Annotated in this window: 20 protein-coding genes and 1 pseudogene; 11 read left to right on the top strand and 10 right to left on the bottom strand. The window is 71.3% G+C overall.

Translation table 11 applies throughout. The annotated features are described in order from the left end of the window. Positions 1 to 20 precede the first annotated feature (20 nt). Together ACFYX3_RS02605 and ACFYX3_RS02610 are read right to left on the bottom strand one after the other, a co-directional pair. The gene (locus tag ACFYX3_RS02605) at positions 21 to 662 is read right to left on the bottom strand and encodes a DUF4328 domain-containing protein (RefSeq protein WP_389007344.1); all 642 of its coding nucleotides are present in this window, start codon (positions 660 to 662) and stop codon (positions 21 to 23) included. Between the two features lie 89 nt (positions 663 to 751). Further along, a complete protein-coding gene (locus ACFYX3_RS02610; RefSeq protein ID WP_389007346.1) occupies positions 752 to 2,374 on the bottom strand; it encodes a glycoside hydrolase family 20 protein in 1,623 nt (540 codons plus the stop codon). A gap of 187 nt (positions 2,375 to 2,561) precedes the next feature. On the opposite strand from ACFYX3_RS02610, the gene ACFYX3_RS02615 reads away from it, so the two are divergent. From ACFYX3_RS02615 to ACFYX3_RS02640, 6 genes are all read left to right on the top strand, one after another. Continuing rightward, a complete protein-coding gene (locus ACFYX3_RS02615; RefSeq protein ID WP_389008073.1) occupies positions 2,562 to 3,134 on the top strand; it encodes a 2-oxo-4-hydroxy-4-carboxy-5-ureidoimidazoline decarboxylase in 573 nt (190 codons plus the stop codon). A gap of 192 nt (positions 3,135 to 3,326) precedes the next feature. Beyond that, a complete protein-coding gene (gene sdhC / locus ACFYX3_RS02620) occupies positions 3,327 to 3,707 on the top strand; it encodes a succinate dehydrogenase, cytochrome b556 subunit (RefSeq protein ID WP_015035721.1) in 381 nt (126 codons plus the stop codon). Between the two features lie 8 nt (positions 3,708 to 3,715). After that, positions 3,716 to 4,192, top strand: a complete 477-nt coding sequence (locus ACFYX3_RS02625; protein ID WP_086830972.1) for a succinate dehydrogenase hydrophobic membrane anchor subunit — start codon at positions 3,716 to 3,718, stop codon at positions 4,190 to 4,192. A gap of 25 nt (positions 4,193 to 4,217) precedes the next feature. Next, entirely contained in the window at positions 4,218 to 5,972 is a 1,755-nt protein-coding gene (gene sdhA, locus ACFYX3_RS02630; protein WP_116159234.1) for a succinate dehydrogenase flavoprotein subunit, read from the top strand. Next, on the top strand, positions 5,972 to 6,730 hold the full coding sequence (locus ACFYX3_RS02635; RefSeq protein ID WP_041130880.1) for a succinate dehydrogenase iron-sulfur subunit: 759 nt from the start codon (positions 5,972 to 5,974) through the stop codon (positions 6,728 to 6,730). The genes sdhA and ACFYX3_RS02635 overlap by 1 nt, the downstream gene beginning before the upstream one ends. 102 nt (positions 6,731 to 6,832) lie before the next feature. Further along, a complete protein-coding gene (locus tag ACFYX3_RS02640) occupies positions 6,833 to 7,336 on the top strand; it encodes a hypothetical protein (RefSeq protein ID WP_359507391.1) in 504 nt (167 codons plus the stop codon). Between the two features lie 21 nt (positions 7,337 to 7,357). Here ACFYX3_RS02640 and ACFYX3_RS02645 read toward each other — a convergent pair whose 3' ends face one another. Further along, positions 7,358 to 7,903, bottom strand: a complete 546-nt coding sequence (locus ACFYX3_RS02645) for a MarR family winged helix-turn-helix transcriptional regulator (protein ID WP_376589502.1) — start codon at positions 7,901 to 7,903, stop codon at positions 7,358 to 7,360. A gap of 86 nt (positions 7,904 to 7,989) precedes the next feature. On the opposite strand from ACFYX3_RS02645, the gene ACFYX3_RS02650 reads away from it, so the two are divergent. Next, positions 7,990 to 9,231, top strand: a complete 1,242-nt coding sequence (locus ACFYX3_RS02650; protein WP_389007350.1) for an MFS transporter — start codon at positions 7,990 to 7,992, stop codon at positions 9,229 to 9,231. On the opposite strand, the gene ACFYX3_RS02655 is transcribed toward ACFYX3_RS02650, so the two are convergent. Further along, entirely contained in the window at positions 9,206 to 10,003 is a 798-nt protein-coding gene (locus tag ACFYX3_RS02655; RefSeq protein ID WP_389007352.1) for an alpha/beta fold hydrolase, read from the bottom strand. The genes ACFYX3_RS02650 and ACFYX3_RS02655 overlap by 26 nt on opposite strands. A 125-nt stretch (positions 10,004 to 10,128) precedes the next feature. On the opposite strand from ACFYX3_RS02655, the gene ACFYX3_RS02660 reads away from it, so the two are divergent. From ACFYX3_RS02660 to ACFYX3_RS02670, 3 genes are read left to right on the top strand one after another with little or no spacing between them, the layout of a single operon-like run. Then, positions 10,129 to 10,563: a hypothetical protein gene (locus ACFYX3_RS02660; protein ID WP_389007354.1), complete on the top strand. Its 435-nt coding sequence runs from the start codon at positions 10,129 to 10,131 to the stop codon at positions 10,561 to 10,563. A 5-nt stretch (positions 10,564 to 10,568) separates the two neighbouring features. After that, a complete protein-coding gene (locus ACFYX3_RS02665) occupies positions 10,569 to 11,006 on the top strand; it encodes a thiol-disulfide oxidoreductase DCC family protein (RefSeq protein WP_389007356.1) in 438 nt (145 codons plus the stop codon). Positions 11,007 to 11,016: 10 nt separating this feature from the next. Further along, a complete protein-coding gene (locus ACFYX3_RS02670) occupies positions 11,017 to 11,775 on the top strand; it encodes a TetR/AcrR family transcriptional regulator (RefSeq protein WP_389007358.1) in 759 nt (252 codons plus the stop codon). Here ACFYX3_RS02670 and ACFYX3_RS02675 read toward each other — a convergent pair. The 3 genes from ACFYX3_RS02675 to ACFYX3_RS02685 all read right to left on the bottom strand — a co-directional run bounded on the left by ACFYX3_RS02675 (position 11,772) and on the right by ACFYX3_RS02685 (position 15,041). Beyond that, positions 11,772 to 13,325 (bottom strand): ABC transporter substrate-binding protein, encoded by a 1,554-nt coding sequence (locus ACFYX3_RS02675; RefSeq protein WP_389007360.1) that lies wholly within the window; start codon positions 13,323 to 13,325, stop codon positions 11,772 to 11,774. The two genes, ACFYX3_RS02670 and ACFYX3_RS02675, sit on opposite strands and share 4 nt — an antisense overlap. 194 nt (positions 13,326 to 13,519) lie before the next feature. Continuing rightward, complete coding sequence (locus tag ACFYX3_RS02680) at positions 13,520 to 14,776, bottom strand: metallophosphoesterase (protein WP_389007362.1); 1,257 nt, start codon at positions 14,774 to 14,776, stop codon at positions 13,520 to 13,522. A gap of 19 nt (positions 14,777 to 14,795) precedes the next feature. Beyond that, positions 14,796 to 15,041 carry an SCO4848 family membrane protein gene (locus tag ACFYX3_RS02685; RefSeq protein WP_376589488.1) on the bottom strand — a complete coding sequence of 82 codons (246 nt, stop codon included), beginning with the start codon at positions 15,039 to 15,041 and terminating at the stop codon, positions 14,796 to 14,798. A gap of 109 nt (positions 15,042 to 15,150) precedes the next feature. Between ACFYX3_RS02685 and ACFYX3_RS02690 the strand changes: the two are divergent. Next, positions 15,151 to 16,449: pseudogene (locus ACFYX3_RS02690) on the top strand (D-alanyl-D-alanine carboxypeptidase family protein); the annotation flags it as partial. Here the strand turns inward: ACFYX3_RS02690 and ACFYX3_RS02695 are convergent. From ACFYX3_RS02695 to ACFYX3_RS02705, 3 genes are all read right to left on the bottom strand, one after another. Further along, positions 16,334 to 17,287 carry a YihY/virulence factor BrkB family protein gene (locus ACFYX3_RS02695; RefSeq protein WP_389008076.1) on the bottom strand — a complete coding sequence of 318 codons (954 nt, stop codon included), beginning with the start codon at positions 17,285 to 17,287 and terminating at the stop codon, positions 16,334 to 16,336. The pseudogene ACFYX3_RS02690 and the gene ACFYX3_RS02695 sit on opposite strands and share 116 nt — an antisense overlap. Positions 17,288 to 17,379: 92 nt before the next feature. Continuing rightward, on the bottom strand, positions 17,380 to 18,327 hold the full coding sequence (locus tag ACFYX3_RS02700) for a decaprenyl-phosphate phosphoribosyltransferase (protein WP_389007364.1): 948 nt from the start codon (positions 18,325 to 18,327) through the stop codon (positions 17,380 to 17,382). Continuing rightward, a complete protein-coding gene (locus ACFYX3_RS02705) occupies positions 18,324 to 18,863 on the bottom strand; it encodes a phosphatase PAP2 family protein (protein ID WP_389008079.1) in 540 nt (179 codons plus the stop codon). Before ACFYX3_RS02705 ends, ACFYX3_RS02700 begins: the two co-directional genes overlap by 4 nt. Positions 18,864 to 18,953: the final 90 nt, after the last annotated feature.

Genomic DNA, 18,953 nt, shown 5'->3' on the forward strand with positions numbered 1-18,953 from the left:
CGCCGGGGGGCGCTTTTTCGTCACTGCGCGGCCGGAATCATGCCAGTGGCCTTCGCGGTCTGCATAGAGGTCAGACGCCGGACGACGAGGATCGCGAGGACGGCGGCGACGGCGTCCAGGCCGTAGCCCGCGAGGGACCACTGGGTCGCGGTGACGTAGTCCTCGGGGGCCTCGGCGGCGCCGTACATCTTGCCGGAGACCCAGTTCACGAGGTTGCCGGCGATCAGGAACGCCCACCAGCCGTCGACGAGCGCCATCTCCCCCTTGGCGTCCGCGGCGGACGGCGCCCAGCGGCTGGCCCGCCAGATGTCGACGGCGATCGCCCGCGGGATCCAGAAGTTGCCGATCGGGATGAACCAGCCCCCGATGGCCCAGCCCGGCGTCCGGCTCTGCAGGTCACCGGCCCAGACCTCGGCGTTCTTCCGCAGCCGGTGGAACCAGATGATGAAGACGACCGCGGTCGCCGCGTACAGCGTGAACGACATGCTGTAGAGCACGTACAGGTCCACCCCGGCGAAGGTGGCCGGTTCGGCGTAGCCCAGCGTTCCGTCGACCAGGTTGCGGGCGTCGAACAGACCCAGCAGGACGTCGAAGACGAGGTTGCCGGCCAGCAGGACGACGACGGCCTTCGCGAGGCCGTTCGGATTCTTGAGCGTGAGCAATGGGTTCCCCCCAGGAACACGCGGCGACCGGGCGGCCACCGCCGGGGGAACGTACGTGATCCGAACCGATCGCGTCCACGACGAGACTTTCAGCGCACCTTCGCCGCGAGCACCCGGAAATCGGCCCAGCTCAGCGTCGGTGGCGCAGGGTCCCAGACCTTCTGGGCGAGGGCCGCGAGGGGCAGGCGGATGCCGGCTGCCACCTGGTCCTGGGTCTGGGCCCGGGACAGGTCGCACCAGACCGCGAGCCGGCCGCCGAGGATCTGGGGGTCGTACCGCGCCGGCACGGGCGTGGAGCCGCGCAGCACGCGGGGGGTCCACTGCTCGTAGATGCGGCGGCCCGTGGGGTACGGGAAGCGGTTCGGCTCGCCCAGGATGTAGTAGAGGTAGTCGTCGTTGAGGTTGACCACCTTCCGGCCCTCGCTCAGGTACGAGACGGGCAGCCGCGCTCCGATCTCGCGGCCCGTCCAGTACTCGACCTCGATGTCCTTGTCGGGGGCCACCACCCCGCCCGTGAAGAAGCCGTCGTTCCACGCCTTGAGGGTCTTGCCGGTGGGCCGGACGACGGCCGCGCGGTCGTTGAGCCAGCCGGTGGCGAGGTCCTGGACGCGGCCGGAGGGCCCGTACTTCGCGACGGCGGCCCGTGCCAGCTTCGGGTAGCTCGCCTCGGGGTTCTTCGACATCAGGGCGACGTACTCGTCGGCGCCGAGGTGCCAGTACGCCCCGGGGAAGAGCCGGGTGTACTCGCGCAGCAGCTCGTCGACGATCCTCGCCGACTCCGGGTTCGAGATGTCGACGGTCCCGCGCGGGGTCCGGCCGCTCGCGCTGACGAGCTGGAGGCCGGGGTGGGCGGCGATGACGGCGCCGAGGTGTCCCGGGGAGTCGATCTCGGGGATCACCGTGACGTGGCGGCTCGCCGCGAGGGCGAGGATCCGGCGGACCTCGGCCTTGGTGAGGTGCTGGGCGGAGACGACCTCGGGATGGCTGTCGGACTCGATCCGGAAGCCCTGGTCGTCGGAGAAGTGCAGCCCGAGCTGGTTGAGCTTCAGGTCGCTCATCTCCCGGATGCGGTCCTCCAGCCAGGCGGCGGTGAAGTACTTCCGGGCGATGTCGACCATCAGGCCGCGCTGCGGTTTCGCCGGCCGGTCGGTGACCGTGCCCTCGGGCATCGCGCCGGTGGCCTTCACCGACTGCTTGAGGGTGCGGGTGCCGTAGAAGACCCCGGCCTCGTCGGGTCCGGCGATCCGGACGCGGCCGCCGGTGACCGTCAGGGTGTACGACTCGGGGGCGCCCGTCCCGCCGAGGGCCAGTTCGACGTCCCCGGGTCCGGCCGCGGCGGCCCCGCGGTACGGGACGCCGAGCTCCCCGGCGAGCAGCTGACCCTCGTCGGCGAGGGCCTCGCTGCCGGCGGCGATGACGACCCCGCCCGTGGGCGCGGGCTTCCAGCCGGGGCCGCGGGCGGCCTCGTGGGCGCGGACGGCCGGAACCGTGCGCGGCGCGCTGGAGAGGGGGTGCTTCTTCGAGGGCGTGGGGGTGGGGCTGGGGGTGGGGCTAGGGCTCGGCGGCGGGGTGCTCGTGGGCGCGGCCGTGGTCGTCGGACCGGCCGGACCTGACGGAGAATCGTTCGAGCAGGCAGCCACGGTGGCCAGCGCCACCGCGGTCGCCAGGAGTGCGGAGGCCCGGCGAGGCCCCCGGAGGGAGTACCGCATCATTCGGAATCCTCCCGTACGGATGACGGTCCGACCAGTCGGCGGAGCGGAAGACGATCGTCCATCACGTGTTCCGAAACTCTCCCTTCCGGGTGAAAATCGCGCATCCGTCGGACACTTCCCCCATCCCGTCGATAACGTAGCGTCACACCCACCCCACCCCATCCGTCCCGGAGCACCGGAGCCCACGCTGACCAGCGACACCCATGCCCCCTGCCGGAAGCCGGGCTCCACGGACACGCCTGCCATACCTGCCCAGCAGACCCACTCCCGGCACACCGGCGGTCTGATCGCCTTCAACGCGGCCTCGCCCGCCGAGGCGGTGGCGCTGCTGCTCACCTGCTGCCACAGCGCGCGCTGGGCCGACCGGATCGCGGCGCACCGCCCGTACCCGACCGTGGACGCCCTCCTCGCCGCCGCCGACGAGGCCGGGTACGACCTCTCCCGCGCCGATCTCGACGAGGCGCTGGCCGCCGAGTCCTCCGCGCTGCCGCATCCGGACGCCCCGTCGGCCGCCCGGACCGCACTGCGGGCCGCCCACGCCGCGTACGAGAGCAGTTTCGGACACGCGTTCGTGATCAGCCTCGACGGAGTGCGTCCCGGGGAGCGTCTCGACCGGGTACTGGCCGGTATCCGGTCACGTCTCGGCAACGAAGCCGAGGAGGAGCGGGTGGTCGCCGCCGACGAACTCCGCCGCCTCGCCCGCGCCCGGCTGGCCTTCCGACTGGCCGAGGGGCTCACACCGCGACACCCCGGGCCGTGATTCCGTCCGGAATGCGGCGATTTCGGTCTGTGCGATAGTCCGTCCGTGCCTGTTTGATCACACCGATGGACCCCGCGCGAGCGAACCGGCAAGTCGTCGCTACGATGACCGGGGCCGGTGGACCGTACCCGGCCGGGTCAGACCGACAGAGAAGCCGGCCGACCCCGATCCCCGCTCCCGGAGGGTTTTTCCGTGCCGGCTGGAACGCTGTACCGCGGCCGGGAAGGAATGTGGTCCTGGGTGGCTCATCGAGTCACCGGCGTCCTCATCTTCTTCTTCCTGTTCGTACACGTGCTGGACACCGCTCTCGTCCGCGTCTCCCCCGAGGCGTACGACGAGGTCGTCGCGACCTACAAGACGCCGATCGTCGCTCTTCTGGAGTACGGCCTGGTCGCCGCCATCCTCTTCCACGCGCTCAACGGCCTCCGGGTCATCGCCGTGGACTTCTGGTCCAAGGGCCCGCGCTACCAGAAGCAGATGCTCTGGACCGTCGTGGGCATCTGGGTCGTACTGATGGCGGGCTCGCTGTACCCCGTCCTCGGCCACGCCGCACGTGAACTGTTCGGGAGCTGACGCCACTCATGTCTGCTGACACCTCCACCGCGATCGGCCCCGTCGAGGGCGGCGCGCACTACGACGTGGACAACCCCGCGCCGTACATCGAGGCCCCCCGCAAGCGCACGGGCAAGACCCCGCGCGCGACCCGCGGCAACTTCGAGATGGCCGCGTGGCTCTTCATGCGCCTCTCGGGCGTGGTCCTCGTCGTCCTGGTCCTCGGCCACCTGCTGATCCAGCTCTTCCTGGACGGCGGCGTCACCAAGGTCGGCTTCGCCTTCGTGGCCGGCCGCTGGGCGTCCCCGTTCTGGCAGGTCTGGGACCTGCTGATGCTCTGGCTCGCCATGCTGCACGGCGCCAACGGTCTCCGTACGGTCATCAACGACTACGCGGAGCGGGCCAACACGCGCCTGTGGCTCAAGGGCCTGCTGTACACCGCCACGGTGTTCACCATCCTTCTGGGCACGCTGGTGATCTTCACCTTCGACCCGAACATCCGCTAGGCACGGGGCTGAGGTAATCCACGTCATGAAGATCCACAAGTACGACACCGTCATCGTCGGCGCCGGCGGCGCCGGCATGCGCGCGGCCATCGAGTCGACGAAGCGCAGCCGCACCGCCGTGCTGACGAAGCTGTACCCCACCCGCTCCCACACGGGCGCCGCGCAGGGCGGCATGGCCGCCGCGCTGGCGAACGTGGAGGAGGACAACTGGGAGTGGCACACCTTCGACACGGTCAAGGGCGGTGACTACCTGGTCGACCAGGACGCCGCCGAGATCCTGGCGAAGGAGGCCATCGACGCCGTCCTCGACCTGGAGAAGATGGGCCTGCCGTTCAACCGGACGCCCAACGGGACGATCGACCAGCGCCGCTTCGGCGGTCACTCCCGCAACCACGGCGAGGCCCCGGTCCGCCGGTCCTGCTACGCCGCGGACCGCACCGGCCACATGATCCTCCAGACGCTGTACCAGAACTGCGTCAAGGAGGGCGTGGAGTTCTTCAACGAGTTCTACGTCCTGGACCAGCTGATCACCGAGGTCGACGGGGTCAAGCACTCCGCGGGCGTCGTCGCCTACGAGCTGGCCACCGGCGAGATCCACATCTTCCAGGCGAAGGCGGTCATCTACGCCTCCGGCGGCACCGGCAAGTTCTTCAAGGTGACCTCCAACGCCCACACCCTGACCGGTGACGGCCAGGCCGCCTGCTACCGCCGCGGTCTGCCCCTGGAGGACATGGAGTTCTTCCAGTTCCACCCGACGGGCATCTGGCGCATGGGCATCCTGCTGACGGAGGGCGCCCGTGGTGAGGGCGGCATCCTCCGCAACAAGGACGGCGAGCGCTTCATGGAGAAGTACGCGCCGGTCATGAAGGACCTCGCGTCCCGTGACGTCGTCTCCCGCTCCATCTACACGGAGATCCGCGAGGGCCGCGGCTGCGGTCCCGAGGGCGACCACGTCTACCTGGACCTGACGCACCTCCCGCCGGAGCAGCTCGACGCCAAGCTCCCGGACATCACCGAGTTCGCCCGTACGTACCTCGGCATCGAGCCGTACACGGACCCGATCCCGATCCAGCCCACCGCGCACTACGCCATGGGCGGCATCCCGACGAACGTCGAGGGTGAGGTCCTCTCGGACAACACCACCGTCGTCCCGGGCCTGTACGCGGCCGGCGAGGTCGCCTGTGTCTCCGTGCACGGCGCCAACCGCCTCGGCACGAACTCGCTGCTCGACATCAACGTCTTCGGCAAGCGCTCCGGCATCGCCGCCGCCGAGTACTCCGCCAAGCACGACTTCGTCGAGCTGCCGGAGAACCCGGAGTCCATGGTCGTCGCGCAGATCGAGAAGCTGCGCAACTCCACGGGCAGCGAGCGGGTCGCCGACCTGCGCCGCGAGCTCCAGGAGACGATGGACGCCAACGTGATGGTGTTCCGCACGGAGCAGACCATCAAGACGGCCGTCGAGAAGATCGCCGAGCTGCGCGAGCGCTACGAGAACGTGTCCATCCAGGACAAGGGCAAGCGCTTCAACACCGACCTCCTGGAGGCCATCGAGCTGGGCAACCTGCTCGAACTGGCCGAGGTCATGGCCGTCTCGGCCCTGGCGCGCAAGGAGTCCCGCGGCGGTCATTACCGCGAGGACTACCCGAACCGCGACGACGTCAACTTCATGCGCCACACCATGGCGTACCGCGAGGTCGGCGAGGACGGCTCCGAGACCGTCCGTCTCGACTACAAGCCGGTCGTCCAGACCCGCTACCAGCCGATGGAGCGTAAGTACTGATGGCTACCCCCGTACTGGACAAGGTCGAGGCGGAGTCCGCCGCCTCCCCGTACATCACGGTCACGATGCGGATCCGCCGCTTCAACCCCGAGGTGTCGGACGCCGCGGTCTGGGAGGACTTCCAGATCGAGATCGACCCGAAGGAGCGTGTGCTCGACGCCCTTCACAAGATCAAGTGGGACGTCGACGGCACGCTGACGTTCCGTCGCTCCTGCGCGCACGGCATCTGCGGCTCGGACGCGATGCGGATCAACGGCAAGAACAGGCTCGCCTGCAAGACGCTGATCAAGGACATCAACCCCGAGAAGCCGATCACGGTCGAGGCCATCAAGGGCCTGACGGTGCTCAAGGACCTCGTGGTCGACATGGAGCCGTTCTTCCAGGCGTACCGGGACGTCATGCCGTTCCTGGTCACCAAGGGGAACGAGCCGACGCGCGAGCGTCTGCAGTCCGCCGAGGACCGCGAGCGCTTCGACGACACCACCAAGTGCATCCTGTGCGCCGCGTGCACGTCGTCCTGCCCGGTCTTCTGGAACGACGGCCAGTACTTCGGTCCGGCCGCGATCGTCAACGCGCACCGCTTCATCTTCGACTCGCGTGACGAGGCGGGCGAGCAGCGCCTGGAGATCCTGAACGACAAGGACGGCGTGTGGCGCTGCCGCACGACGTTCAACTGCACGGACGCGTGCCCGCGTGGCATCGAGGTCACGAAGGCCATCCAGGAAGTCAAGCGCGCGCTGATCACGCGTCGTTTCTGACAGCCTGTCCGGCCGGGGAGCCCGCTTCTGTACGCTGCGGCGTGCGGGAGCGGGCTTTCCCCTTTCCGCGGGTCTCTCCACTGCACAGAGAATCGGGGACTGATGAGCGAGCCGAACCCTTACGCGGACGGTGAGTACAAGTGGGGGCCTGGTCAGCAGGGCGCGACGCCCGCGTACGGGTACCCGCAGACTCCGCCGCCGTACCAGCCGACCCTGCCGGGCGGCGTGCCGGTGCCGCCGCAGTACGGGCCGGCGGGCGCGGGGATGCCGCTGCTCAGTCTCGGTGACATCGTCGTGGTAGGCGACCAGATCGTCACGCCGGCCGGGAACATGCCCCTCAAGGGCGCCGTGTGGAACGCGATGGACATGTCGCGGGTCGAGGAGAAGATGCCGACGGCCGCGATCGTCCTCGCCGTCGTCTTCTTCCTGTTCTGCTTCCTCGGCCTGCTGTTCCTGCTGATGAAGGAGAAGCAGACCACCGGCTTCGTCCAGGTCATGGTGACCAGCGGCGGCCGCCACCACGTGACGATGATCCCGGCGACGACCCCGGACACCTTCCACTGGGTGATGGGGCAGCTGAACTACGCGCGGACGCTGAGCATCTGACGCCTGCGACGGCCCCGGGGCTCAGGCGTGCCAGGGCTGGGCGGGGCCGCCCGCCTCCGCCTCGACCATGATCCGGCGCAGCATGCCGTTGAGCAGGTCGCGCTCCTCGGGGGCGAGGACGCCGAGGAGCCGTTCCTCCTCGTGGCCGAGGACGTCCATCGCGCCGAGCCAGGTCTCGTGGCCGGAGTCGGTGAGCTCGACGATCACGCGGCGGCGGTCGGTCGTGGACTGGGTGCGGCGGACGAAGCCGCGCTTCTCCAGGGCGTCGAGGCGGCCGGAGACGGAGGCCGGGGCCAGGTCGAGGTCCTGGGCGAGTTCGGAGGGTGCGGCGCTGCCGCCGCGCCCCGCGAGCTTGTGGAGGGTGTCGAACTCGTGGCGTTCCAGGTCGAAGTCGACGAGGGACTGCTCCCTGACCCGGCGCAGATGGACCGAGAGCTTCTTCATCCGGGTGACCGCGCCTTCGACGACGGGGTCGAGGCCGGGCAGGACGGGCTGCCAGCGGTCGACGTGGTCGTCGGTCCAGTCGCGCGGGGTGCGCGGTTCGCTCGGTTCCTCGGAGGGCGCCATGGGGTGATCGTACGTCGGCGGGCGCGGCTTTCCCTCCGGAAGTATTTCGTTGACGAAACATTCGGTACCGAAATACTCTTCCGTCCATGGCCGCAGCCTCCACGCGCCCCGTCGCGCCGCCGTCCGCCCCTCACCCCCTCCGCACCCGGTCCTTCCGCCTCCTCTTCACCGGCCGGGCCCTCTCCCTCCTCGGTGACGCCGCCATCCCCGCGGCCCTCTCCCTCGCCGTCCTGGAGGCCACCGGCTCCACCTCGGCACTCGCCCTCGTCCTCGCCTGCGCGATGGTCCCCAAGCTGCTCCTGCTCCCGGTGGGAGGCGTCGTCGGCGACCGCTTCGACGCCCGTACGGTCGCGCTCACCACGGACCTCGTACGCTGCGCCACCCAGCTCCTCGTCGGCGTCCAGCTGCTCGGCGGCACCCCCAGCCTCGCCGTCCTCGCGGTCGCCGAGGCCCTCGGCGGCGCCGCCGGGGCCTTCGCGATGCCGACCGGCTCGCCGCTGATCAAGGGCACGGTGACCGAGGAGTCCCTGCACCGGGCCAACGCGGCGATGGGCGTCGCCCAGAGCGCCACCCGCCTCGCGGGACCCGCACTCGCCGGCACCCTGGTCCTGACCGTGGGCCCCGGCTGGGCGTTCGTCCTGGACTCGGCCACCTTCGCCGTCAGCGCCCTGCTCCTGACCGCCGTACGGGTGAAGCGCGTCGCGATCCCGCGCCGCTCGCTCCGCGCCGACCTCGCCGAGGGCTGGCAGGAGGTCCGCTCCCGGGACTGGTACTGGACCAGCCTCATCGGCCACAGCGCCTGGAACGGCGCCGCCGCCGTCCTGATGACCCTCGGGCCCGCCATCGCCGTGAACCGGCTCGGCGGCGGCACCACCTGGGTCGTCCTCCTCCAGGTCGGCGCCGTCGGCTTCCTCCTCGGCGCACTGCTCGCCGACCGGGTCCGCCCCCGGCGCCCGGTCCTCGTCGCGAACCTCGGCCTCGCCACGTACGCGCTGCCGCTCGCCCTGCTCGCCCTCGCCGCGCCCGCGCCGGTGACGATCGCGGCGTACGGACTCGCGCAGGCGGGGCTCGGCTTCCTCTCCCCCGTCTGGGAGACCGCCGTCCAACGCGCGGTGCCCGCCCACGCGCTCGCCCGCGTCTCCTCGTACGACTGGCTGCTCTCCCTGGCCGCGATGCCCCTGGGCTACACCCTCGCCCCCCTCGCCGCCTCGACCTGGGGCCCCCGGGTGCCGCTGCTCGTGGCCGCGGTGGTGGTGGGCGGGTGCTGCGCGGGGACGGCGCTGGTGCCGGGGGTGCGGCGGTTCACCGCGACGGCACACCGGGGCTGATCCCGGGGTCCGCCGTTTCGGCCAGGAAGTCGACGAGCAACCGCGCGGTCTCCTCCGGGCGTTCCAGGGCCGGGAGGTGGCCCGCCCAGGCGAGGTCGACCTGGCGGGCGGCGGGCAGGAGGCGGGTGAGGTCGTCGGCGATCGCGCGGAAGTCGGGGAGGTCGTGGGCGCCGACGGCGACGAGGGCGGGGGCCTGGATCCGGGCGAGGTCGTCGCGGGTCACCTCGGGCGTGACGGGGTGGTGCTCCTCGGGCGCGGCGAGCTGGAGGTCGAAGGCGCGGCGCTGCCCCTCGCGCACGAGGGCGCGGGCGGATTCCGGGGCTTCGGGGCCGAGCCAGGTGCCGACGTTCAGCTCGACGGCGGCGTCCAGGTCGCCCGCTTCGACGAGCGCGTCCTCGCGGGCTCCCCAGGCGCGCAGTTCGCCGCCGGGCTCCATGCCGGGGACGGCGGGGGCGAGCAGGGCGAGGGCCCGGACGCGTCCGGGGTGGAGGGCGGCGAGTTCGAGGGCGACCCGGCCGCCGAAGGAGGAGCCGACGACGGCGGCGCGTTCGGCGCCGAGGTGGTCGAGGAGCTCGCGCACGTCCTCGGCATGGGTGTGCGGGGCGTCGATCGGGCTGCCTCCGAAGCCGCGGAGGTCGCAGCGGACGACCCGGTGTCCCGCTCCGGCCAGCGCGTGGAACTGCCCGTCCCACATCCGGCGGTCGCAGACCCCGGAGTGCAGCAGGACGACGGTCGAGGGGCCGGTGCCGGCCAGGTCATGAGAGAGCGTCACCCGATCGACCCTAAGCGGCGGGACACGGTCCGGCCACCTCACCGCACGAGCCTCTTGAACACGTTCAAGAGGAGGTCTACAGTCATGACCGCCAGCTTTTGAACGCGTTCAAGGGAGGGTGGGGCATGGACCTCACTGTCGTCGCGTACATCGTCTACCTGCTGATCAGCGTGGCCCTCACCATCTGGGTCGCCCGCACGCTCAGCCGCAACGGAAGGAGCTTCCTCTCCGACGTCCTGCACGGGAACGAGAAGCTCGCGGACGCCGTCAACCACCTCCTCGTGGTCGGCTTCTACCTCGTGAACTTCGGCTTCGTCGCCCTCCACCTCAGCCAGGACGCCGCCGTCGTCGACGCCCGGGCGCTCTTCGAGGCCCTCTCCGTCAAGCTCGGAGTGGTCCTGCTCGTCCTCGGCGCGATGCACCTCGCGAACGTGTACGTGCTCAACAAGATCCGCCGCCGCGGGGTCATGGAGCGCGAACAGGTCCCGCCGGTCGGCCCGCAGGGCTGGACCACGGCCCCCAAGGCCGGCCCCTGGGCCCCGCCCGCGCCGCAGGCCTGACCACCGTGTCGACCCCGACGCACCCCACGACCCCCGTGGGACGCCTGACCGTGCTCTACGACGCCGACTGCCCGCTCTGCGTGCACCTCAGGCACTGGCTGCTCCGGCAGCGGCAGCTCGTCCCGCTCGACCTCGTACCGGCCGGCTCGCAGCAGGCACGCCGCCTCTTCCCGGCCCTCGACCACGCCGCCACCCTGCGGGAGATCACCGTGATCGGGGACCGGGGCCAGGTCTACCGCGAGGCCTCCGCCTGGATCGTCTGCCTCTGGGCCCTGGCCGAGCACCGACCCAAGGCCCACTGGCTGGCCACCCCCGCGGGACAGCCCTTCGCCCGCGTGACCGTCCTGGCGGCCGCGAAGTGGCGCGAGGCCCTCAAGGGGCCCGGAGCGGACGACCGGTCCTGCGGGGACGGGCACTGCGAGGTGTCCGGTCCGCCCGGTTAGGCTCGCCCCTGTGACGGAAGAGAAGAAGGCCGAAGAGAAGAAGGCCCCCAAGAGCGAGCAGACCCGCACGCTCATCCTCGAGACCGCGCTCCGGCTGTTCAAGGAGCGCGGTTACGACAAGACGACGATGCGGGCCATCGCCCAGGAGGCCGGGGTCTCCGTCGGCAACGCGTACTACTACTTCTCCTCCAAGGAGCACCTCGTCCAGGGCTTCTACGACCGGATCGCCGAGGAGCACCAGGCGGCCGTCGAGCCCATCCTGAGCGGCTCCGAGAAGGAACTGACCGCCCGCATCCGCGGGGTCCTCCTCGGCTGGCTCGACATCGCGGAGCCGTACCACGAGTTCGCGGCCCAGTTCTTCAAGAACGCCGCCGACCCGGACAGCCCGCTCAGCCCCTTCTCCCCCGAGTCGGAGGGACCGCGCGAGGCCGCGATCGAGGTGCACCGGCGGGTCATCTCCGGCGCCTCGGTCAAGGTCGACCCGGAACTGAAGGAAGCCCTCCCGCAGTTGCTGTGGCTCCAGCAGATGGGCCTGGTGCTGTTCTGGGTGTACGACCGCTCGGAGGGCGCGGCGAACAGCCGGCGCCTGGTGGAGCGCCTCTCGCCGGTCACCGCCCGCGCGATCTCGCTCTCCCGCTTCCGGATCCTGCGCCCGCTGGTCAAGGAGACGCACGAGCTGCTCGCCGACTTCATGCCGACGGCGGCCGGAATGGCGGCTTCGGGCAGGCCCGGGAAGAAGGCCGGCCCGAAGCCGCAGGGCACCGCCTAGATCCAGCTGAGCTCCCACAGGCGCCAGATGCCCGTGCCGTCCGTCAGGTACTGGGAGCCGGCGACCTGGTCCGTGGAGAGGACGTAGTCCGTCTTCTGCCACAGCGGGAGGAGCGGCACGTCGGCGGCGACCTCGTTCTGGATCTCCTTGAAGTCGCCCGTCGCGCGGCCGCGGTCGCTGTACTGCTGCGTCGAGGAGATCAGTTCGTCGATCTTCTTGCTGGAGAAGCCGTTGTGCAGGGTGTTCTGCGTGCCGACGAGCGGCGCGGTGAAGCTGTCGGAGTCGGGGAAGTCGGGGAGCCAGCCGACGGGGTAGGCGTCGTAGCTGCCCTTCGCGTACCCCTTCTGGAAGCTCTTCCAGTCGGCCTCGACGACCTTCACCTTGAAGAGGCCGGTCTCCTCCAGCTGCTTCTTGATCTCGGCGGCCTCGGCGGCGTAGGTGGCGTCCTTGCGGAAGCCGTAGGTGAACTCCACCGGCGTCTTGATGCCGGCGTTCCTCAGGATCGACTTGGCCTTCTTCTCGCTCGGCTCCGGGTAGACGTCGTAGAAGGCGGTGCTGTGGCCGACGAAGCCCTGCGGGATGAGGGAGTAGAGCGGCTCGACCGTGCCCTTGTAGGCGCTCTCGGTGATCGCCGGGCGGTCGAGGACCGCGGCGACGGCCTGCCGTACGGCCTTGTCGGCCATGGGCGAGCCGGGCCGGACGTTGAAGTTGAGGTTGCGGATCTCGGCGCTCTCCGCCTCGGTGACGCGGGTCCCGTCCTTGGTGTCCAGGGACGCGAGGAAGTTCGGCGGGAGCTGCCGGTGCGCGACCTGGACGTCCTTCGCCTTGAAGGCCTTGGCGAGGTCCTCGGACTGGCCGTAGTACTTCACGAGGACCGTGTGGCCGGCCTTGCTGACGGCGCCCCGGTAGTTCGGGTTGGGCTCCAGGCGCGCGGACTCGCCGTTCTTGTACTCCTTGAGGACGTACGGCCCCGAGCCGTCGACCGCGGTGCCGTCCCGCAGCTTGTCGGCCGGGTAGTGGTCCTTGTCCACGATCGAGCCCGCGCCCGTGGCCACCTTCAGCGGGAACGTGGCGTCACGGCCGCTCAGGTGGAAGGTGACGGTCTGGCCCTCGGCGGAGACGTTCTTCAGGGTCGGGAAGAGCGGCTGCGGGCCGACGTCCGACTTGATGCGCAGCATCCGCTCGAAGGAGTACTTGACGTCCTCGGCAGTGATCTTGCGCCCGCCGGCGAACGTGAGGTCGTTGCGGAGCGTGCACTGGTACGTGGTCAGCTTGGTGCCCACGAACTTGCAGCTCTCGGCGGCGTCGGGGACCGGCTGGCTGAGACCCGGCTTGAAGGTCAGCAGCGACTGGAAGACGTTGCTGTACATGGCCCAGGAACCGGCGTCGTAGGCGCCGGCCGGGTCCAGTGAAGTCACCTCGTCGGTCGTGCCGACGGTGATCGGTTCGGTCCGCTCGCCGTCGGAGGGCAGGAGTTGCCAGCCCCCCACTCCGGCGGCGACCAGTACTCCACAAGTGATGAGGATCCGCAGACGGACCGTCGACCGCATTGCCGTGCTTCCTTTTTTTGGTACCACCCCAGATGCGACGGGCCCCCGGAAACGCCGCGATGGCTGCATCCCATCACACGGCTTTCACGTGGGGAAGAGAAAACTTTCACACGACAGGTATATGTCCGGGATATGAGAATTTAAGTCGATGAGCAGCACGTATCGGTCCAGGAACGGGGAGTGACAACGACCGATCAGGCCTGTTTCGAGGCGAGTTCGACGATCGTGATGTCGGAGGGCGCCCCGACCCGGACCGGAGGTCCCCAGGCGCCGGCGCCCCGCGAGACGTACAGCTGCGTGTCCCCGTACCGCTCCAGACCGGCCACGGTCGGGTTGGCCAGTTCGGCGAGGTGGTTCCCGGGCCAGAGCTGGCCGCCGTGGGTGTGCCCGGACAACTGGAGGTCCACACCGTGGCGTACGGCGTCGTGGACGACGATCGGCTGGTGCGCGAGCAGCACCGCGGCACGGGACCGGTCGCGGTCGCCGAGGGCCCGCGCGAAGTCCGGGCCCTCGCCGATGCTCTCCCCCGCGACGTCGTCGACACCGGCGAGGTCGAAACCGGCCGGGACCTCCACGCGCGCGTTGCGCAGCGGGTGCAGCCCCAGCTCGCGGACGTGGTCGACCCAGGCGTCGGCACCCGAGAAGTACTCGTGGTTCCCGGTCACGAAGAAGGAGCCGTGCCGGGCCCGCAGCCGGGCGAGCGGCTCGGCGGCCGGACCGAGGTTCTCGACGGTCCCGTCGACGAGGTCGCCGACGACGGCGATCAGATCGGGCTGCGTGGCGTTGATGGTGTCCACGATCCGCTGCGTGTGGGCGCGGCCCAGGATCGGCCCGAGGTGGATGTCGGACACGACGGCGATCCGGTACCCGTGCGCGGCCCGCGGGATCTTGGCCAGCGGCACGGTGACCCGCTTGACCCGGGGCCCCCGCAGCACCCCGTACGTCCCGTATCCGACGGTCCCGACGGCGACGGCGGCCGCGGACCCCGCGACGACCCGGGAGACGAAGAGCCGACGGGAGAGGTCGGATTCCACCTGCGGCTCGGCCACGGGCGCGGGCTCTTCCGCCGGTACGGGCTCCGCCGACTCCGCGGCGGGCACGGTCACCGGCTCCGCCGGTGCGGCGACAGCGGCGCGCCGGCCCGTCCAGGCGCGAAGGAGCGGCCGGACGGCCTCCCCCACCAGCAGGGCCATGACCAGGTACAGGAGCACGGCCGGCCAGAGGAACCCCGGCCAGGCGACCACCTGCTGGAGCACGAAGGGCGCGCCCGCCCGCGAGGAGACCAGGGCCGCGATCGAGAGCAGCGGCAGCACCACGACGACGGCCGTACCGACCCGCCGCGCGAGGCTCCGGGGAACCGTGACGTCCCGCACGAGCCGCCGCCACACGTACCAGTGCACGCCACCGAGCAGCGCGAGCACCACGACCAGGACCAGCAGGAAGACGAACACGCCCCCGGAACCCCCTCTTCTAGGCGTCCGCGCGGCGCGCGGCGCGCACCCCACGCAACCCGATGACCCCGATCACCGTCCCCAGGACAAAGGACGTGACGGCGAGCAGCAGATGGACCCAGAAGTAGGCCGTCGGGTCGCCGGCGTCGTCGAAGGCGAGGCCGCTCCCGTCCTTCCACAGGTTCTTGGCGAAAGTGACCCAGATGACCCAACTCCACAGCCCGAACGCGAGCAGGAACCAGGAGACGCGGCGGCTGAGCTTCATGTCCCCAGTATCACCGTCGGTCTCCCGGCCCCCGCGTCCGGGTGGACGGGCGCGGGCGAACCGCCTGCCGGGGTTCGGATCGGATGTGCGTACCTGTACGTTCTCGATCGTGTCTGCTTCGAAGAAGACCGCTTGGGCGGTCGCTGCTGCCGTGCTCCTGCCGTTCGTGACCGCCGCGCCCGCCGCGCACGCGGACGGGAAGGACAAGCAGCCCAAGCCTCCCACCGTGATGTCCAAGGTCGGCGGGGCCCTGCTCAGCAGGCCGGGGACGCAGGTGCAGCTCGGGGCCGGGGCGCCGGTGCTGCCGAAGGAGCTGTCCGGTCGTTCCTGGATCGTCGCGGACGCGGAGAGCGGGCAGATCCTCGCCGCGCACAACGCGCACTGGCGGCTCGCCCCGGCCTCCACGCTCAAGATGCTCTTCGCGGACACCCTGCTGCCGAAGTTCTCCAACAAGACGCAGAACCACCTGGTCACCAACGAGGACCTGGCCGGCATCGGCTCCGGCTCCAGCCTCGTCGGCATCAAGGAGAAGCAGAGCTACAGCGTCCGCGACCTGTGGCTCGGTGTCTTCCTCCGCTCCGGCAACGACGCCGTACACGTGCTGACCAGCATGAACGGCGGTCTCCAGCAGACCGTGGCCGACATGAACGACCAGGCGGCCGACCTCCAGGCCCTCGACACCCACGTCGTCTCGCCGGACGGCTACGACGCCCCGCTCCAGGTCTCCTCCGCGTACGACCTGACGCTCATCGCCCGCCACGGCATGCAGAACGCGGACTTCAGGACGTACGCCGCCACGTCCCGCGCCGCCTTCCCCGGCGAGGCCAAGCCCGGCAAGAAGCGCGAGACCTTCGAGATCCAGAACACCAACCGGCTCCTCACCGGTGACATCGGCGTCGCCCCGTACCCGGGCATCGCCGGCGTCAAGAACGGCAACACCACGCACGCGGGTGCCACCTTCACCGGCGTCGCCGAGCGCAACGGCCGGGTCCTGCTCGTCACGGTCATGAATCCCTCCTCGAACGAGCAGCACGCGGTCTACCGCGAGGCCGCCCGGCTGCTCGACTGGGGCTTCGCCGCCTCCGGGAAGGTGACGCCCGTGGGCGAACTGGTGCCGCCCCGCTCGGCCCGCACCACGCCCACCACCGGCACCGTTCCCGCGCCCGGCAAGAACCACCCGCAGGAGCCGGCCCACGCGGCCGCCCCCGCCTCCGAGAAGTCCGGCGGGGCCGGGATCGCGCTGGCCATCGCCGGCGGTGTCCTCGTCCTGCTCGCCGCGGGCGTCTTCCTCGTCAACCGCCGCTGGCCGCTGGCCGCGTCGGCGGGGCGTCGTCGCCGTTCCTCGTCTCCGGAGGAGACGCCGGCTCCGGAGCGGGACGAGACTCCGAAGGACTCCGCCGACGCGACTCCGTAGCCGTCCAGGCCGCGCAGAACAGCAGCAGCTTCGCGGTGAAGTTGATCCAGAGGAGCAGGGCGACCGGGACACCGAACGCCCCGTACATCGACTTCGCCGCGACCCCCTTCATGTAGCCGCCGAGCAGCAGCTTCAGCAGCTCGAAGCCGACCGCGCCCATCAGGGCCGCCACCACGAGGTCCCGGCGGCGCGGTTCGACGCCCGGCAGCAGCGTCAGCACGTACAGCAGGATCAGGAAGTCGGCGGCGACGCCGACGAGGACGGCCGCTCCCTGGAGCAGGTAGCCGCCCGCCCCCTCGCCGGAGACGCCGAGGCGGTCGGCGCTCCAGCCCACGGCGGTGGAGCCGAGCCAGGACGCGGCGAGCGAGGCGAGCGCGACGCCGCCGAGGCCGACGAGGATCAGCGCGTCCTTGCCCTTGAGCAGGATCGGATTGCCCTCGACGGCGTCGAGGCCCCAGACCGCGCGCAGGCATTCCCGCATGGAGCCGATCCAGCTGATGCCGGTGAACAGCAGGACGGCGCCGGCGACGAGTCCGATGGTCCCGGCGTTGGCGACGAGCCCGCCGATGTCGAGCTGGTCGGAGATGCCGGGCACCTGGTCGGCGATCTTCGTCTCGATCCGGTCGAGCTGGTCCTTGCTGAGGAGCGCGGCGCCGATCGCGGCGGCGACCGTGATCAGCGGGAACAGGGCGATGAAGGAGATGAAGGTGATCGCGGCGGCGAGCCGCGTCCAGTGCGCCTCGTCGAGGGTCTCGTACGCGTGCCAGCCGTGGGTCCGCATGAGGCGGACCACCCAAGGGCCGATGACGGGGAGCCTGGTCAGCCAGTCCATGTCGTACGTCCACTCCTCGCGCCGTCGGATCACCCGGGCGTCGGATCGCCCGGGCCTCGGATCACCCCGGTAAGAGAATCCCCCGTCGGGACTCAGAGACCCGCGACCGACATCCCGTACAGCGTGACCCATGCCAGGCCGATGACGGCGAGCGGCCGGTCGCGCAGGACGACGTCCTCGGGTGCGCCGGCCGTGCCCCGGTCGGCGAAGACCGCGTACCGCAGGACGCCGAGGACGAAGGCGACGACGGAGAGCTGACGCCACGGCAGGGAGGTCGCCACCGGGCCGGCCTCCAGGGCCCACAGGCAGTAGCCGAGGACGGCGGTGCCGGCCGCGAGCTGCCAGACGAACCGCAGGTAGCCCGTCGTGTACTGGGTGAGCAGCGCGCGCGTCGCGCCCTCGGCGCCCTCCATCTGGACGGCCTCGGAGTACCGCTTGGCGGCGACCATGAAGAGCGCGCCGAAGCCGGTCGTGATGAGGAACCAGCGGGAGAGCGGGATGCCGAGCGCGACCCCGCCGATCATCGCCCGCATCAGGAAGCCGGTGGCGACGACGGCGAGGTCGACGACGAGGACGTGTTTGAGGCGGACGCAGTACGCGACCTGTATGCCGAGGTACGCGACGAGCAGCGCGGCCGTCAGCGGGCCGCACAGGAGCGCGGCGGCGGTGGCGGAGCCGAGGCCGAGGAGGATCCCGGTGCCGGTGGCGAGGGCGACGGACACCTGCCCCGAGGCCACGGGGCGGCGGCACTTGGCGGGGTGGGCGCGGTCGGCCTCGGCGTCGCGGGCGTCGTTGAGGAGGTAGACGGCGGAGGCGGCGGCCGTGAACAGGGCGAAGACCAGGGCGAGTCGGGCCCCGGTCTGCCAGGAGCCGAGCCTGCCGGCGGCGGCGGGGGCGGCGAGGACGAGGACGTTCTTGACCCACTGGCGGGGCCGGGCGGTCCTGAGCAGCCCGAGCGCCCACCCGCCGTGCGCACGCGCGGGCGGGTCCGGTACGACGGCGGGCGCGGCGAGCACGGCGGTCGCGCCCCGCCCGGTCACCGGCCGGCCTCCGCGCGCGTGAGGAGGGAGCGGCCCGCCGCGGCCGTGGCGGCGCCGAGGAGGGCGCCGGCGGCGACGTCGCTCGGGTAGTGGACGCCGACGACGAGCCGGGAGAGGCACATCGCGAGTGCCGCCGGGGCGGCGAGACGGCCGGCGGCCGGGTGGAGCGCGCCGAAGACGACGACCGCGGCGGCGGCCGAGGTGGCGTGGGAACTGGGGAAGGAGTGGCGGCCGGCGGTACGGACGAGGGGTTCGTACGTCTCGGGGGCCGGCCGGGGGCGTCGCACGAGCCGCTTGACGCCCGTGCCGGCGAGGTGCGCGCCGGCGATCAGTGCGGTGCCCCGCAGCCACCGCTCGCGCCGCGGCCGGTCGACGGCGGCGGCGAGGAGCCCGGCCCCCAGCCAGAGGGCCCCGTGCTCGCCGCTGTGGGAGAGCCCACGGGCGACGAGGGCCACGCCGGGGCGGTGCCCGCAGGAGCGGAGGACGGCGAGGAGACGGCGGTCGGCGCCGGGGGGACCGGCCGGGGCGCTCGGCAGACGACCGTCGACACCGGGGGGACCGGCCGGGGTGGTCGCCTCGGCCGTGGACGGGCCCGCGCCGCTCGGGCGCTCCGCCGTGCCCCGTGC

Source organism: Streptomyces sp. NPDC002463 (assembly GCF_042889835.1).
Classification (GTDB): domain Bacteria; phylum Actinomycetota; class Actinomycetes; order Streptomycetales; family Streptomycetaceae; genus Streptomyces; species Streptomyces nymphaeiformis.

Bases quoted from the DNA above. Each gene is read 5' to 3' on its own strand.
- ACFYX3_RS02610 (WP_389007346.1), bottom strand. From the start codon at position 2,374: ATGATGCGGTACTCCCTCCGGGGGCCTCGCCGGGCCTCCGCACTCCTG.
- ACFYX3_RS02625 (WP_086830972.1), top strand. From the start codon at position 3,716: ATGTCTGCTGACACCTCCACCGCGATCGGCCCCGTCGAGGGCGGCGCG.
- sdhA (WP_116159234.1), top strand. From the start codon at position 4,218: ATGAAGATCCACAAGTACGACACCGTCATCGTCGGCGCCGGCGGCGCC.
- ACFYX3_RS02635 (WP_041130880.1), top strand. From the start codon at position 5,972: ATGGCTACCCCCGTACTGGACAAGGTCGAGGCGGAGTCCGCCGCCTCC.
- ACFYX3_RS02640 (WP_359507391.1), top strand. From the start codon at position 6,833: ATGAGCGAGCCGAACCCTTACGCGGACGGTGAGTACAAGTGGGGGCCT.
- ACFYX3_RS02645 (WP_376589502.1), bottom strand. From the start codon at position 7,903: ATGGCGCCCTCCGAGGAACCGAGCGAACCGCGCACCCCGCGCGACTGG.
- ACFYX3_RS02650 (WP_389007350.1), top strand. From the start codon at position 7,990: ATGGCCGCAGCCTCCACGCGCCCCGTCGCGCCGCCGTCCGCCCCTCAC.
- ACFYX3_RS02660 (WP_389007354.1), top strand. From the start codon at position 10,129: ATGGACCTCACTGTCGTCGCGTACATCGTCTACCTGCTGATCAGCGTG.
- ACFYX3_RS02675 (WP_389007360.1), bottom strand. From the start codon at position 13,325: ATGCGGTCGACGGTCCGTCTGCGGATCCTCATCACTTGTGGAGTACTG.
- ACFYX3_RS02685 (WP_376589488.1), bottom strand. From the start codon at position 15,041: ATGAAGCTCAGCCGCCGCGTCTCCTGGTTCCTGCTCGCGTTCGGGCTG.
- ACFYX3_RS02695 (WP_389008076.1), bottom strand. From the start codon at position 17,287: ATGGACTGGCTGACCAGGCTCCCCGTCATCGGCCCTTGGGTGGTCCGC.